Origin of the sequence: Paraburkholderia sp. SG-MS1, from assembly GCF_012275575.1 — a bacterium.
Classification (GTDB): Bacteria; Pseudomonadota; Gammaproteobacteria; order Burkholderiales; family Burkholderiaceae; genus Paraburkholderia.
Genome location: NZ_NPIH01000205.1, coordinates 22495 through 37077, shown reverse-complemented (window position 1 = coordinate 37077; position 14583 = coordinate 22495). Strand labels below are relative to the sequence as shown.

The window sequence follows — 14583 nt, the reverse complement described above, 5'->3', positions numbered from 1 at the left end:
AGGCTCGAACTCGCGACCTCAACCTTGGCAAGGTTGCGCTCTACCAACTGAGCTACTCCCGCGTTGTACTTCCACTACTTGCTGCTAACTACTGCCTTATTGACTGCAATTACTCTCTTACTTCGCCCGTTGCTTCAAACTGCGTGCATCGGAGAAACGAGATTATGGAGAAACGACCGATGGGTGTCAACCCCTTTTGCGAATGCCTTTAATAAAAGTTTCGCTCATGCGCAGGCCATGTTCGCCGCGAGGTTCGAACACGCTTCGCGTGCCTGACGCCCGCCGTCGACACGCGCCTCACCTTCACGCGACGCCGCCTCTCTCACGAATCTGCGGCCATGCGAGCTTCATGTAGTAGAGCATCGACCAGATCGTCAGGAACGCGGCCAGATAGATCAGCCACAGGCCCCACACACGCGTGTCGACCGTCACGCCGCCACCGAACGGCAACGGGCCGTAGAACAGCAGCATGGGAATGGCGATCATCTGACAGGCGGTCTTGAACTTGCCGAGCGAATTCACCGCGACGCTCTTCGACGCGCCGATCTGTGCCATCCACTCGCGTAACGCCGAGATCGCGATTTCGCGTCCGACGATCACGAGAGCAATTGCCGAATCGATCCGCGCGAGTTGCACGAGCACTAGCAGTGCGGCCGTCACCATCAGTTTGTCAGCGACCGGATCAAGAAACGCGCCGAACGCCGAAGTCTGATTCCACTTGCGGGCCAGATAGCCGTCGAACCAGTCGGTGAGCGCCGCCAGAATGAAGATCGTCGCAGCGGCCAGGTTGCGGTGCGCGGGGCTCATCATCATGTCAGGCAAATAAAACACGCCGACGACAAGCGGAATCAGGACGATCCGCAGCCAGGTCAGGAATATCGGGAAATTAAACGGCATGGGCAGGCGCAGCGTCTGACGAGTGAGATGCAATTGTGCCGTGTCACAGGGCCTGCCACAAGCAAAGCGGCGCGTGGGCGTGGGGACGCGGGCCGGATGGGCGCCGCTTCCCGGGCCCGAATTGGGGCTTGACTGATCGCGGACCGGGCGCGGACTCGGGGCTAACTGGTCGTAGCCCCGTCGCTCGATGGTCGCTCGTTTGACCGCTCATCGGCCACCGGCCGACCGCGCCCCGCTCGACAAGCGGCCCGCCCGCCGCGCCAGCTTCAATGCAATTGCCGGTAAATCTGCTCGGCCAGCGCCTGCGAAATGCCTTCGACGCTCGCCAGATCTTCGACGCTCGCAGCCACCACGCCGCGCAAGCCGCCGAACCGCGCGAGCAGCCGTTGACGCCGTTTCGCGCCCACCCCTTCGAGTTCTTCGAGCCGCGAAGTCTGGCGCGTCTTGCCGCGCTTCGCGCGCATGCCGGTGATCGCAAAGCGGTGTGCTTCGTCGCGAATCTGCGCGACCAGCATCAGCGCGGCACTTTCCTTGCCGAGTTCGAGCGGCGCGCGGCCATCCGCGAAGATCAGGGTTTCAAGGCCGACCTTGCGGCCCTCGCCCTTCGCGACGCCGACCAGCATGCCGGTGTCGAGGCCCAGTTCCGTGAACACCTGGCGCGCGATCTCGACCTGCCCCTTGCCGCCGTCGATCAGCACGATGGTCGGCAGAATGCCGCCGGCCGCCGCCGGTTCCGCGGCATCCGTCGCGAGCGATGGATCGGCCGCCGCTTCGCCTTGCAGTTCAGCGGCTTCGTCGGCGGCATTCGCGGCGGCTTGCGCGACCATCTTCTCGTAGCGGCGCGTGAGCACCTGGCGCATCGCCGCGTAGTCATCGCCGGGCGTGATGCCCGTGATGTTGTAGCGGCGGTATTCGGACGACTGCATTTTGTGATGGTGATACACCACGCACGACGCCTGGGTCGCCTCGCCCATCGTATGGCTGATGTCGAAGCACTCGATACGCAAATGCGCGAGGTCGTCGCACTCCATGCCGAGCGTGTCGGTCAGCGCGCGCGTGCGGGCCTGTTGCGAGCCCTGTTCCGACAGCAGACGGGCGAGCGCGAGCCGCGCATTCTGCTCAGCCATCGCGAGCCATGCGCGCCGTTGACCTTGCGGTTGACGCAGCACGGTCACCTTGTGGCCGGCCTGCTCGATCAGCACGTCGACCAGTTCGCGCGTGGCCGGCGCGTGGCTGACCACGAGCACGGGCGGCACACGATTGCCCAGGTAGTGCTGAGCGATGAACGCTTCGAGCACTTCGGATTCGATCCCGCCGGACGCGCGGCCTTTGCGCGGCTTCGACGCTCCGGGGGCGGTGGCGTTGGCTTCTTCTTCAGCCTCTTCGTCTTCACCGGGCATGTCCTGCGCAATCGCGAGGGCATCGACATCGACATCGACATCGGCATCGGCATCGGCATCGGCATCGGCGGATTCGGCGTCGCCGTTCGCGTTCTGTTGCGCTGCCAGGGACGCAGTCAGGGACACGCTGGCCAGCGCCTCATCCTCGCCGCCCTCTTCGAGCCCGCCCTCGTCCGCCGTCAACGCACTTTCCACGTGTGCGGGGAAATACGCCTTGTCGCCCAGGTGCCGTCCTCCGCGCACCATCGCGAGATTCACGCAGACCCGGCCGCCCAGCGCGACCACCGCGAGAATGTCGACGTCGCTATCGCTGCCGACTTCGATCGCCTGCTGATGCAGCACCGTCGACAGCGAACTCATCTGGTTGCGCACCGCTGCGGCCTGCTCGAACTTGAGCTCGCTCGCGAACGCGTGCATCTTCTGTTCGAGCTCTTTCATCACTTCGCCCTGACGGCCGAGCAGGAAGCGCGACGCGTTGGCGACGTCGCGCGCGTAATCCTCTTCGCTGATGTTAGCGACGCACGGCGCCGTGCAGCGGCCGATCTGATGTAGCAGGCAAGGGCGCGTGCGGTTGTTGAACACGGAGTCTTCGCAGGTGCGCAACTGGAACACCCGCTGCAGGATCTGGATGCTCTCGCGCACCGCCCACGCACTCGGAAACGGCCCGAAGTACTGATTCTTGCGATCCACCGAACCTCGGTAATACGCCATGCGCGGAAACTTGTGGCCGGTCAGCTTGAGATACGGGTATGACTTGTCGTCTCGAAACAGGATGTTGTAGCGCGGCGCGAGCGCCTTGATCAGATTGTTTTCGAGCAGTAGCGCCTCGGCCTCGGAGCGCGTGACGGTCGTCTCGATCCGCGCGATGCGTGTGACCATCATCGCGATACGCGGCGACAGTTGCGTCTTCGTGAAGTAGCTCGACACGCGCTTCTTGAGATCGCGCGCCTTGCCCACATACAGCACCGCGCCGTGCGTATCGTAATAACGGTAGACGCCCGGCAGATGCGGCAGTTGGGCGAGCACTTTTTTCGGCTCGAAAGCGTCGGTAGCTTCGGGTTCGGTCATGCGGGATCGATTGGGTGGGACTGTCTCGCGGGGGCCTTGCATCGTGTGCCGCGCACTCGCGTGAAACGGGGGCGCGCGCAATCGTGGCCGAGGCTTTAGAATCGCCAGTTTAGAACATTCCGCGTACGTTCGAGCCCTGCCGTTGCGCCGACTCCGCCAGCGCTCCGGCACGAGCCGGGGGCGGTGTAACGCAGTGAGCAGCGTTCGCGGGATCGTCGTTCGCATCAGCCGCGCCCATCGTTCGAATCCCCTCCCAGGCCGCCATGTCCTCCGTTCCGCCCGCCTCCGAGCAGACTACCGCCGCCTCCCCCGGCGCCGCCGCCGCGATCGCCTGCGACATCTTTTGCGCGGTGATCGACAATTTCGGCGACATCGGCGTGTGCTGGCGCCTCGCGCGCCAACTTGCGAGCGAGCACGGTTGGCAGGTGCGCGTGTTCGTCGACGATCTGCTTGCGTTCCAGAAGCTGTGCCCGTCGCTGTCGCTGGATCGTGCGCGGCAGACGGTCGGCGGGATCGTCGTCGAACATTGGCACGAGCCGGCCCATGCGGGCGACACGCTCGAAGTGGCCGATGTGGTGGTCGAGGCGTTCGGCTGCGAACTGCCGCCGATTTACGTCGCCGCGATGGCAGAACGCGCGCGCGTGCCAGTCTGGTTCAACCTCGAGTATCTGAGCGCAGAAGACTGGGTCGCGGATTTTCATCTGCGCCCCTCGCCCCATCCGCGCTATGCGCTGACCAAGACGTTCTTCTTCCCGGGGCTCGGTCCCGGCACCGGCGGCGTGCTGAAAGAACGCCATCTCGACGCCGCGCGCGCGGCCTTCGAGACATCGCCGGCAGCGCGCGAAGCATGGTGGCGCAAAACCACCGGCCACGCGCCGCCGCCCGCCACGGCGACCGTCGTCTCGCTGTTCGCGTACGAAAACCCCGCCGTCGACAGTCTGCTCGAACAGTGGCGCGACAGCGCCGCGCCGGTCGTGCTACTGGTGCCGGAAGGCCGTATTTCCGGCGCGATCGCGCGCTTTTTCGGTTTGCCCTCGTTCACCGCCCGCTCGCACGCGAGCCGTGGCAACCTCACCGCGCATGCGCTCGCCTTCACCGCGCAAGCGGGCTACGACGCACTGCTGTGGGCGAGCGACGTCAATTTTGTGCGCGGCGAAGACTCGTTCGTGCGCGCGCAGTGGGCGGCGAAGCCGTTCGTCTGGCACATCTACCCGCAAGCCGACGAAGCCCATCTTCCGAAGCTCGACGCCGCGCTCGCACACTACGCGCGCACGCTGCCCGTCGATGCCCGCGACGCGCTCGCGCGCTTCTGGCACGCATGGAACGGCGCGGGCCGCCCGGACTGGGCGGAATTCCAGCGTCACCGCCCGGCACTGCAACGGCGCGCGGCCGAATGGGCCGGCGAACTTGCCCAGGTGGGTGACCTTGCCGGAAATCTGGCCTTGTTCGCAAAAACTCAGTTAAAATAAGCGGTTATCCAACGGCCGACGACGCAAGCGCGGCCCGATCGCAACAACGAACCCGGCATCGAAAGGTGTCAGACGCGCTCAACCTTTGGGTCAATGGTGCAAAAGTCAAAAAAGGGCCGTATGTTGTCGCTCGGCGCCACTCGTGTACACGCCCGCACCGGGTAAAAAGCAGGTAACGGATTGTTGGGGATGGCCGGAATCAACGGGCTGCGCGATGCGGCTGCGCCTCCGGTTCCCATGGCAAGCCGGCCCACGCTTCCCACATTGGCTTCCCCGCCGCCTTCATGCGGCGCGGCGCGCAATGAGTGAAGCGCCGAAGCCGCTTGCGCCGTATGCCGTTGAGCAAAGTTGAGCTACTTATTTCGTACAGGACAGTTTTATGAAGACCGCACAGGAACTCCGCACCGGCAACGTCGTGATGATCGGCGCAGACGCAATGGTCGTGCAAAAGGCCGAATACAACAAATCGGGCCGCAACTCCGCCGTCGTCAAGATGAAGTTCAAGAACCTGCTGACTGGCGCAGGCATGGAAAGCGTGTACAAGGCAGACGACAAGTTCGACGTCGTCGTGCTGGAACGCAAGGAAGTGACGTACTCGTACTTCGCCGATCCGATGTATGTGTTCATGGACGCCGACTACAACCAGTTCGAAGTCGAAAGCGAAATGATGGGCGACGCCCTTCATTACCTCGAAGACGGCATGGCTTGCGAAGTCGTGTTCTACAACGAGAAGGCCATCTCGGTCGAACTGCCGACCACGCTTGTCCGCGAAATCATCTACACGGAACCGGCTGTCAAGGGCGATACATCGTCGGGCAAGGTGCTGAAGAACGCGAAGCTGACCACCGGCTTTGAACTGCAAGTGCCGCTCTTCTGCAACATCGGCGACAAGATCGAAATCGACACGCGCACGCACGAATACCGCAGCCGCGCGTGAAGCGCCTGCAGGCTTGAATCCAGCGCCGGCGTCACGCCCGCGCTGCGAAAAAAATCGAAAAGAAAAAGCGCCCATTTGGGCGCTTTTTCTTTTCTGCAACGCCGTGTATGGTTGAGGGAAACTTTACCGGCAAGCTTCTCGAAATTGCCGCCGCATCTTCGCGGTCTCTCCGTCCGTTAGCGGACAAACCATTGATAAATTTAAGTAAATGTTCGTGGCACAGTCCCTGCTTATCGTGAGGTATGCCCGTACGGCTTATTTTTTCAACTTGGGAGAGCACCATGAATAACGACATTGCTGAAGGCAAGTGGAAACAGATGGTCGGCAAGGCGAAGACAGCATGGGGCGAATTGACAGACGACGAATTGACGAAGGCCGAAGGCCGCGCCGACAAGCTCGCCGGCCTGATCCAGGAACGCTACGGTAAAACCCGCGAAGAAGCGGAACTGGAAGTGCGCCGGTTTTTCGATAGCAACCGGGATTTCTGACAGATCGGATGAAAAAACTACAGATGCCTCGCCTGCGGCAGTCGCCGCGGGCCGGCGTCGCCGTGGTAAGTCAAAGGACCAGAACTTCGTGAGTCGAATCCTTGTCCGTCGCGCCCGGCCGGTTGCAGCAATGTCCTGCACGCCGGGAAACGCGCTCACACCGTTCATACCCCTGGCAGCTCCCCGACGGGTTGCACGCCAGGCTTGGTGTGCGAGCGGAACGGGCGCGACCGACCGGCATTGGCAGTATGTGCCAGCGTCGAACGACCCCGGCACCCGACCGACCCTTCATCCCGGCCAGCCATCGCTCCCCTATCGCGCGCCAATTGAAGCAGCGGCGCAACGCAGCGGGTATTCCATCCATCCAAAAAATTGCGCTCGCTATGCCACACGCCCTGATTGTTGAAGACGACCCCAATAGCCTGTCAGGCCTATCCGCTATCCTCGCCGCCGACGGCTTCTCCGTCGACACCGCGACAACCATCGCCGAGGCGCGGGCGGCGCTGACGCGCTTCATTCCCGACGTCGTGCTGGTCGACCTGAATCTGCCGGACGGCAGCGGTCTCGACCTGCTGCAGCATCTGCCCGCGCATCCGCCAGGCGGCGCATTGCCCGTAATCGTGATGACCGGCAATGCGACGGTCGAGAGCGCGATCGAGGGTCTGCGCCACGGCATTTGGGACTACCTGCTCAAGCCGGTCAATATTCCGCGTTTGCGCAGCCTGCTGGCGCGCATTCCGCGCCCGTACGAACTGACCGAAGAAGTACAGACCTTGCGTGCATCGTTGCGCCAGCTCGGACGCTTCGGCTCGATGCTCGGCCGCAGCGGCGAGATTCAGCACGCGTACGACGCGATCGAACATATCGCGCCCACCGAAGCGGCCGTGCTGATTTGCGGCGAAGCCGGCACCGGCAAGCAGGTCGCGGCGCGCACGCTGCATGATATGAGCCGGCGCCGCAAAGGTCCGTTCGTCACGCTGGACGTGCGCGGCGCGGGCGGCGGAGTGCATCGCTCGCTCGACAGCCTGCTGTTCGGTCACGAACGCGGCGCGTTCGGCGCGGCGGAGCAGCGCGAGCCGGGCCTGTTCGAGCAGGCGAGCGGCGGCACGCTGTTCATCGACGAAATCTCGGAACTGCCGCGCGCGCAACAGGAGGCGTTGCTGCGCGCGCTCGACTCGCAGACCTTCATGCGCGTCGGCGGCACCAACGAGGTCGCGACGGACTTCCGGCTCATCGCCTCGACGCGCAAGCCGCCGCGTGCGGCGGTGGCCGACGGTACGCTGCTTCAGGATCTGGCGTTGCGCCTCGAAGCCGCCGCGGTGATGCTGCCGCCTCTGCGCGAACGCGGCGGCGATCCGTCGCTGATCGCTCAGGCGGTGGTCGACGAGTTGAATCTCGAAGCGGCCGCACTTGGCACGACCGAGGTCGCCAAGCAGATCGGGCCGAATTTCCTGCGCGAGTGTCTCGCATACGAATGGCCGGGCAATGTGCGCGAATTGCAGGACCGGGTGCGCCGGGCGTATCACGCGTCAGGTGAAGTACTGGAGTCGTTGCGCGCCGACGAGGGCTCGGCGAACGGCCGCGACCTGAACGGCAGTCGCGTGCAGGTCACCGTCGGCACGCCGCTCGCGGACGTCGAGGAAATGCTGATTCGCGCGACGCTCGACGCGGTCGGCGGGACGCGTCACCGTGCGGCGTCGCTACTCGGCATCAGTCCGAAGACGCTGTACAACAAGCTGCAGCGCATGCGCTTGAACTGAGTTCGACAACCGCTCACGGCTGACCGAAGCCGATAAAAAAACGGCGCCTTGATTCGAAATCAAAGGCGCCGTTTTTTCGTCGATCCGCCGGCGGGATTCGCGTAGCCTCGACGGTTCAGGCGAATGCGCTGCGCAGCAACGCCTGCGCTTGCAGATATTGCGGCTCGGCAACCAGCTTGCTCCACGTCAGCGCCTTGCCGCGCGGCCGCATGCGCTTCAGACGTCGTCGCGATTCCTTCGACGGCGTGAAACGCAACGCGTCCAGCACCTTCTCGGCCTCGTCCGGCTGATTGCAGATCAGCACCATGTCGCAACCGGCGTTGAGCGCAGCGCTCGCGCCTTCGGTCAGCGTGCCGCCCTGGCGCGCGGCTTCCATCGACAGGTCGTCGCTGAAAATCGCGCCTTCGAAGCGCAGCTTCTTGCGCAGAATGTCCTGCAGCCAGACGCGAGAAAAACCGGCCGGCTTCGAATCGACTTGCGGATAGACCACATGCGCGGGCAGCACCGATCCCAACGACAAGCCGAGCCAATCATAGGGCGCCACGTCGTCGCGCAGGATCTCGTCAAGCGGACGATCGTCGACGGGCATCGCGACGTGCGAGTCCGCGTGCGCAAAACCATGCCCCGGAAAGTGCTTGCCGCAATTGCTCATGCCGGCCAGTGCGAGGCCATGGTTCAGACTTTTCGCGAGCAGGGCCACGACGCGCGAATCGCGATGGAACGAACGATCGCCGATCACTTGCGATTGCCCGTAGTTCAGATCGAGCACCGGCGTAAAACTCATGTCGATGCCGCACGCGCGCAATTCCGCCGCGAGGATATAGCCGACCGCGGTCGTCACTTTGGTGGCGTGCAGCACGTCGCTGTCCCACAGCGCGCCGAGCTTGCCCATCGAGGGCAGCACCGTGAAGCCGTCGGTGCGAAAGCGCTGCACACGGCCGCCTTCGTGATCGACGCCGATCAGCAAGTCCTCGCGGACCGCGCGAATCGCCCCGGTCAACGCGGTCAGTTGCGCGCGGCTTTCATAGTGGCGTGCGAACAGGATCACGCCGCCGGTCATCGGATGGGCAAGGCGGCGCTTGTCGTCGTCGTTCAGCGTTTTGCCGACCACGTCGAGCATCACCGGTCCGGGAGTGGTTTTCATCGAATTCCGCGAGAAGGAAGCATTGAGCAGGGAAAGACACGGCCGCGCGAGCCGCGCTCAGCGTATTTTTATCCGGCGGCGGGCGGCGTGGGCGGAGCATCTGCCCCACCCGCCTGCGTCGTTTCCGCGATCACGAACGACACCGCGTAATCACGCTCGTCGCTGATCGTGACGCGCGCCGTGATGCCGCGTGCGTCGAGCCATTCGGCCAGTTCGCCAGACGCCACTACCATGGGCTCGCCGCTTGGCTTGTTGAGCGTTTGCAACGCGCGCCAGGTCATCGGCCAACGCATACCGAGGCCGATCGCTTTCGAGAACGCCTCTTTCGCCGAAAACCGCGTGGCGAGAAATGCGAGACCGCGCGCCGCCGAGCGAGCATGGCGCGCGTGATAGATCCGCAGCTCGTCCGGGCCGAGCACCTTCTCCGCGAAGCGGCCGCCGGTGCGCGCCATCACCGCGGCTATGCGGCTCACCTGAACGATGTCGGTGCCGATGCCGTAGACCGCCATGTGCGAGTTCGCCCCGGGCCGCATCAGCCGCGCGCGCCGAGACGCGCGGCGACCATGATCGCCTTCATCTCGCGCACCGCGTTGTCCCAGCCGGCGAAGATCGCGTGCGCGACGATCGCATGGCCGATGTTCAGCTCGACGATTCCGTCGATCGCCGCGATCTGCTGCACGTTGGTGTAGTGCAAACCGTGGCCCGCGTTGACCTTGATGCCGAGCGTCATGCCGAATTCGACCGCACGCACCACGCGCTCGTATTCGCGCTGCTGTTCGGCGGGGTCGTGCGCTTCCGCGTAGCGGCCCGTATGCAGTTCGATCACCGGCGCACCCGCTTCATGCGCGGCGCGAATCTGCGTTTCGTCGGGATCGATGAAGAGCGATACGCGCGAGTTCGCGTCAGCGAGTTGCCTGCAGGCGGCACGCACCGCTTCGAGCTGGCCGGCGACGTCGAGGCCGCCTTCGGTCGTCAGCTCCGCGCGCTTTTCCGGCACGAGACACACGTCATGCGGTTGCACTTCGCAGGCAATGTCGAGCATCTCCTGCGTGACCGCGCATTCGAGATTCATACGCGTTTTCAGCAGCGGACGCAGCTTACGCACGTCCGCGTCGACGATATGCCGGCGGTCTTCGCGCAGATGCAGCGTGATCACATCCGCGCCGGCCTCCTCGGCCATCAGCGCCGCGCGGATCGGATCGGGGTAGGACGTGCCGCGCGCATTGCGCAGCGTGGCGACGTGATCGATGTTCACGCCCAGGTCAATCACAGTCGGCGACGTAAGAAAGAAGCTCATAAGTTCTGCAAGTCGATCAGGATCTGGCGCGTCGCGAGCGGCGTGCCGCCAAGGTAAGTGTTGAGCAGGAAGCGCATCAGCGTTTTGCTTTGCGCCACCGTCTGCGCTCGATGGTAATCGTCCTGTTCCATATCGAGCAAGGTCTGGCCGGCGACGACCGGCCATTGCGCGGGCCAGTCGTCGGACGCTTCGCGCACGCCGCGTTCCGGATCGAACACGTAGCGCCCCTCGGGCAGCACGGCTTTACGCGCGACGGTACGACCGAGCGACATCGCGTAACCGGTCTCGCGCAGCAGCACGCGTTCGAACGAGCGCAGCACCTGCACGGGCGGCTCGTCGTGAGCGAGACGCGTCATCGTGACGACGTAGTGATGGAACAGTTGGGGATGCGGGTCCTCGCGCGCGCAGAATTTGACCAGCAGCTCGTTGACGTAGAAACCGCAGAGCAACGCGTCGCCGGTCAACGGCAGCATGCCGCCGACCCATTCGGCACCGGTCAGCGTGCGCACTTCGGATTTGCCCGACCACGACAGCGCGAGCGGCTGGAAAGTCTGCAACACGCCGCGCAGCGCGGAATGCGGACGCTTTGCGCCCTTCGCGACGAGCGCGAGCCGGCCGTGATCGCGCGACAGCACGTCGATGACCAGACTGGTCTCGCGATACGGATAACTATGGAGAACGAAAGCGGGCTGCTCCGCGATCCGGTATTGGGAAGCGGAAGTGCGCGGCGCGCGGGTGGGCGCTTTGCGCGGCTCGCCTTCAGCGCCCCCGGCGCTTTGGCTGGAAGATTTTTTGGCGCTACTACGCGCCGGTTTCGACGGCTCGCGCGTCGGCGCGGCCGGTTGCGGCTCGTCCGGCGCTGCGTCGGAATTCAGCGTCATCCACGCGTCATTCGTACCCATACGCACGAAGTCCGGCTTCGTTGTCGGCCCAGCCGCTCTTCACCTTGATGAAGGTTTCCAGATAGACCGGTCCGTCGAACAGCTTTTCCATGTCGAGACGCGCTTCGGTGCTGATCTGCTTCAGCTTGGCGCCCTTCTGGCCGATGATCATCGCCTTGTGCATGTCACGGTCGACCATGATGGTCGCGAAAATGCGGCGCAGGCGGCCTTCGGTTTCAAACTTGTCGATCAGCACGGTACTCGTGTACGGCAGTTCGTCGCCGGTCCAGCGGAACACTTTTTCGCGCAGGATTTCCGCGGCGAGGAAACGCTCGCTGCGATCGGTCAGGTCGTCTTCGCCGTAGATCGGCGCGCCTTCCGGCAGGAACGGCTTGACGGTTGCCATCAAGCGCTTGATGTCGTCGGAGTGCTTGGCCGACAGCGGTACGATCTCGTTGAACTGGCGCAATGCGCTGACCTGCTGCATGAACGGGTACAGCGAATCTTTATCCGAGACGCGGTCGAGCTTGTTCGCGATCAGCAGCGTCGGCACCGACGGCGGGATCAGATCGAGCACCTTCTGGTCATCCGCGCCGAAGCGGCCGGCTTCGATCACGAACAGAATCGCGTCGACCGAGGTCAGCGTGGACGTGACCGCGCGATTGAGCGAGCGGTTCAGCGCACCGCTGTGCTTCGTCTGAAAACCCGGCGTGTCGACGAAGATGTACTGCGCGTCTTCGAGCGTGTGAATGCCGGTGATGCGATGGCGCGTGGTCTGCGCCTTGCGCGACGTGATACTGACTTTCTGGCCGACCAGCGCGTTCATCAGCGTGGACTTGCCGACGTTAGGGCGGCCGACGATCGCGACCATGCCGCAGCGAAAACCAGTGGGAGTGGGAGCGTTCATATTCGGGCTACGGCAAGTTCAGAGCGGCACGCGGAAATGGCGCGCCGAGGGGCAATCAATGGCCCGCGTCGGCGACGCGCGTTTGCACCGCGTCGGCTACGCCGGGTTCGTGTTCGGCGGGTGCCGTCTGCGCCGCTGGCGCGGATACGGCGGACGTACCGGATGTGGCTTCGCGACCGCGTTGCCGGTCTGCGTGGCGAGCGGAGACGGTGTCGGTTTTGCCGTCGGCCGGCTTGTCGGTGGCTTTCTCGTTCGCGTGCGTGCTCGCCTTGTCCGATTTCTCGCCCTTTTCGGCGCGCTCGACCTTGTCCTGCCCGCTGTATTCGACATGCGCGGCGCGAATAACGGCGAGCGGCGCGCCGGTGGCGGTCAGTATGGATCGTTCGGCAGCGGGCTTTTCGACGGCGGGTTCCGCAGCGGTAGCCGGGCGCGGCTCGCCCCGCGCTGCGCCGCGTTCGCCCCTACGCTCCGGGCTGCGCAAATCCAGCGCAGCCTGGACACCTGTCACCCCCGGCACGATCTCCGGCTCGGCGTTTTTTGCTGCACGCGCACCCTTCGAACGCTTGGGCTTGGCGACGACGGCGGGTGCCGCCGCCATCACTTCGTCGAGCGCCTTCTTGGCGGCCGCCTGCTCCGCCGCACGGCGGCTTGCGCCGGAACCGGACACTTTCACGTCCAATTTCGGCACCGTGCATTCGACTTCGAATTGTTGATTGTGCGCCGCACCATGTGTAGCGACGACCGTGTAGGTCGGCAGCGCGATCTTGTGGCCCTGCAGATACTCCTGCAATAGCGTCTTCGCGTCCTTGCCGAGCGTGCGCGGGTCGATGTGATCGAGAATCGGCACATAGAGGCGCTTGATGACCGTCTGCGCGGCGTCGAAGCCGCCGTCGAGAAACACCGCGCCCAGCACCGCTTCCAGCGTGTCGGCGAGAATCGAGGGCCGGCGGAAGCCGCCGCTGCGCAACTCGCCTTCACCGAGCCGCAAGCCTTCTGAAATATTGAGCGCCTGGGCGATTTCGTAAAGCGACTGCTGCTTCACCAGATTGGCGCGAACGCGCGACAGATCGCCCTCGTCCAGTTTGCCGAAACGTTGGAACAAAAGCGCAGCCACCGCGCAATTGAGAACGGAATCGCCAAGAAACTCGAGCCGTTCGTTATGCGTGGAACTATGACTACGGTGCGTTAAAGCCTGGCGCAACAATTCCGCATTGCGAAATTCGTAGCGCAGTCGGCTTTCCAACGGAGATAGGGGCATGGGCAGAGTATAACGCGGGTGCCTGACCCGGCGAAAACGCGGGGAGGCCAGCGGAAAAAGCGTGGTGAAATGACGTTACCGCGGGTTCTTGAAGTAGCGTGATAACACGCCGCGAGTGATGTGGCCGATATGCCGGTCATCAGCGCGGCGTGTCGTGCGATCGACGCAAAAGAACTCAGTGGAATGAGCCGATGCGTTTCAAATCGCTGAAGTTCATCCAGATAAAAAATGCGCGGCCGACGATATTCTGGTTCGGCACAAAACCCCAATAACGGCTGTCCGCACTGTTATCGCGGTTGTCGCCCATCATGAAGTAATTGCCCGGCGGCACCTTGCAAATCACGCCGCGTGCGTTGTACGTGCAGTTGTCGCGATAAGGAAAATCTTCGGCGCCCACAATGAACGGCGGCACGGCCGGATTGTTCAGCACCGCGTTCTTGCGGCCGTCGAGATCTTCTTCGAATTGCTTTGCGTAACCGAGGCGCTCTTCGTCGAGATAATCGGGCAGCGGCGTTTCGGGCACCGGCTTGCCGTTGACCGTGAGCTTCTTGTCCTGATACTCGACCACGTCGCCCGGCAACCCGATCACGCGCTTGATGTAGTCGACCGATTCGTCTTTCGGATAACGGAACACCACCACATCGCCACGCGTGAGCGGATTGCCCTGGGTGACCTGCGTATTGGTGATGGGCAGACGGATGCCGTATTCGAATTTATTGACGAGGATGAAGTCGCCCACCAGCAACGTCGGCACCATCGAGCCCGATGGAATCTTGAAAGGTTCGACCACGAACGAGCGCACTACGAACACCACCAGAATCACCGGAAAGAAGCTCGCCGAATATTCGAGCCACCACGGCTGACGCAGCTTGTCGTCACGCAGTCGCGCACGCGTTTGCGCCGCGTTTTCATCGGCGAAACGCTCGCCGATGCGTGCTTGCTGACTGTCGAACTCAGCGACCGCGGCTTGCGCCGCGCGGCGCCGTTTCGGCAGGAAAACCAGTTTGTCCGCGACCCATGCGACGCCCGTCAAAATGACGAGCACAAAAAGAATCAGCGCAAAATTCATAGCGTTCC

General features: G+C 63.6%; 14 protein-coding genes. 4 read left to right on the top strand and 10 right to left on the bottom strand.

Annotation, left to right across the window (positions count from 1 at the left end; all coding sequences use genetic code 11):
- Window positions 1-303 precede the first annotated feature (303 nt).
- Both pgsA and uvrC read right to left on the bottom strand, forming a co-directional pair.
- Complete coding sequence (gene pgsA, locus CIC12_RS16515) at window positions 304-897, bottom strand: CDP-diacylglycerol--glycerol-3-phosphate 3-phosphatidyltransferase (RefSeq protein WP_168665168.1); 594 nt, start codon at window positions 895-897, stop codon at window positions 304-306.
- 266 nt (window positions 898-1163) lie between these two features.
- Window positions 1164-3365 (bottom strand): excinuclease ABC subunit UvrC, encoded by a 2202-nt coding sequence (gene uvrC, locus CIC12_RS16510; protein ID WP_168665167.1) that lies wholly within the window; start codon window positions 3363-3365, stop codon window positions 1164-1166.
- Between the two features lie 263 nt (window positions 3366-3628).
- Between uvrC and earP the strand changes: the two genes are divergently transcribed.
- Window positions 3629-4834, top strand: a complete 1206-nt coding sequence (gene earP, locus CIC12_RS16505; protein ID WP_168665166.1) for an elongation factor P maturation arginine rhamnosyltransferase EarP — start codon at window positions 3629-3631, stop codon at window positions 4832-4834.
- A 379-nt stretch (window positions 4835-5213) separates the two neighbouring features.
- Window positions 5214-5771 carry an elongation factor P gene (gene efp / locus CIC12_RS16500; RefSeq protein ID WP_042322091.1) on the top strand — a complete coding sequence of 186 codons (558 nt, stop codon included), beginning with the start codon at window positions 5214-5216 and terminating at the stop codon, window positions 5769-5771.
- 31 nt (window positions 5772-5802) lie between these two features.
- On the opposite strand, the gene CIC12_RS16495 is transcribed toward efp, so the two are convergent.
- Window positions 5803-6054, bottom strand: a complete 252-nt coding sequence (locus CIC12_RS16495) for a hypothetical protein (protein ID WP_168665165.1) — start codon at window positions 6052-6054, stop codon at window positions 5803-5805.
- Here CIC12_RS16495 and CIC12_RS16490 point away from each other — a divergent pair.
- Together CIC12_RS16490 and CIC12_RS16485 are read left to right on the top strand one after the other, a co-directional pair.
- Window positions 6053-6259, top strand: coding sequence for a CsbD family protein (locus CIC12_RS16490; protein WP_168665164.1), 207 nt, complete (start codon window positions 6053-6055; stop codon window positions 6257-6259). The genes CIC12_RS16495 and CIC12_RS16490 overlap by 2 nt on opposite strands.
- Before the next feature lie 383 nt (window positions 6260-6642).
- Window positions 6643-8019: a sigma-54-dependent transcriptional regulator gene (locus CIC12_RS16485; RefSeq protein ID WP_168665163.1), complete on the top strand. Its 1377-nt coding sequence runs from the start codon at window positions 6643-6645 to the stop codon at window positions 8017-8019.
- Window positions 8020-8134: 115 nt separating this feature from the next.
- On the opposite strand, the gene nagZ is transcribed toward CIC12_RS16485, so the two are convergent.
- The 7 genes from nagZ to lepB all read right to left on the bottom strand — a co-directional run bounded on the left by nagZ (window position 8135) and on the right by lepB (window position 14575).
- Window positions 8135-9163, bottom strand: coding sequence for a beta-N-acetylhexosaminidase (gene nagZ / locus CIC12_RS16480; protein WP_168665162.1), 1029 nt, complete (start codon window positions 9161-9163; stop codon window positions 8135-8137).
- 68 nt (window positions 9164-9231) lie between these two features.
- Window positions 9232-9672: a holo-ACP synthase gene (gene acpS / locus CIC12_RS16475; RefSeq protein ID WP_168665161.1), complete on the bottom strand. Its 441-nt coding sequence runs from the start codon at window positions 9670-9672 to the stop codon at window positions 9232-9234.
- 23 nt (window positions 9673-9695) lie between these two features.
- Window positions 9696-10460 (bottom strand): pyridoxine 5'-phosphate synthase, encoded by a 765-nt coding sequence (gene pdxJ / locus CIC12_RS16470; protein WP_168665160.1) that lies wholly within the window; start codon window positions 10458-10460, stop codon window positions 9696-9698.
- Window positions 10457-11362 (bottom strand): DNA repair protein RecO, encoded by a 906-nt coding sequence (gene recO, locus CIC12_RS16465; protein WP_168665159.1) that lies wholly within the window; start codon window positions 11360-11362, stop codon window positions 10457-10459. Before recO ends, pdxJ begins: the two co-directional genes overlap by 4 nt.
- Window positions 11349-12248, bottom strand: a complete 900-nt coding sequence (era, locus tag CIC12_RS16460; protein ID WP_174772074.1) for a GTPase Era — start codon at window positions 12246-12248, stop codon at window positions 11349-11351. Before era ends, recO begins: the two co-directional genes overlap by 14 nt.
- A 55-nt stretch (window positions 12249-12303) precedes the next feature.
- Entirely contained in the window at window positions 12304-13506 is a 1203-nt protein-coding gene (rnc, locus tag CIC12_RS16455) for a ribonuclease III (protein WP_168665158.1), read from the bottom strand.
- 175 nt (window positions 13507-13681) lie between these two features.
- A complete protein-coding gene (gene lepB, locus CIC12_RS16450; RefSeq protein WP_168665157.1) occupies window positions 13682-14575 on the bottom strand; it encodes a signal peptidase I in 894 nt (297 codons plus the stop codon).
- Between the last annotated feature and the right edge of the window lie 8 nt (window positions 14576-14583).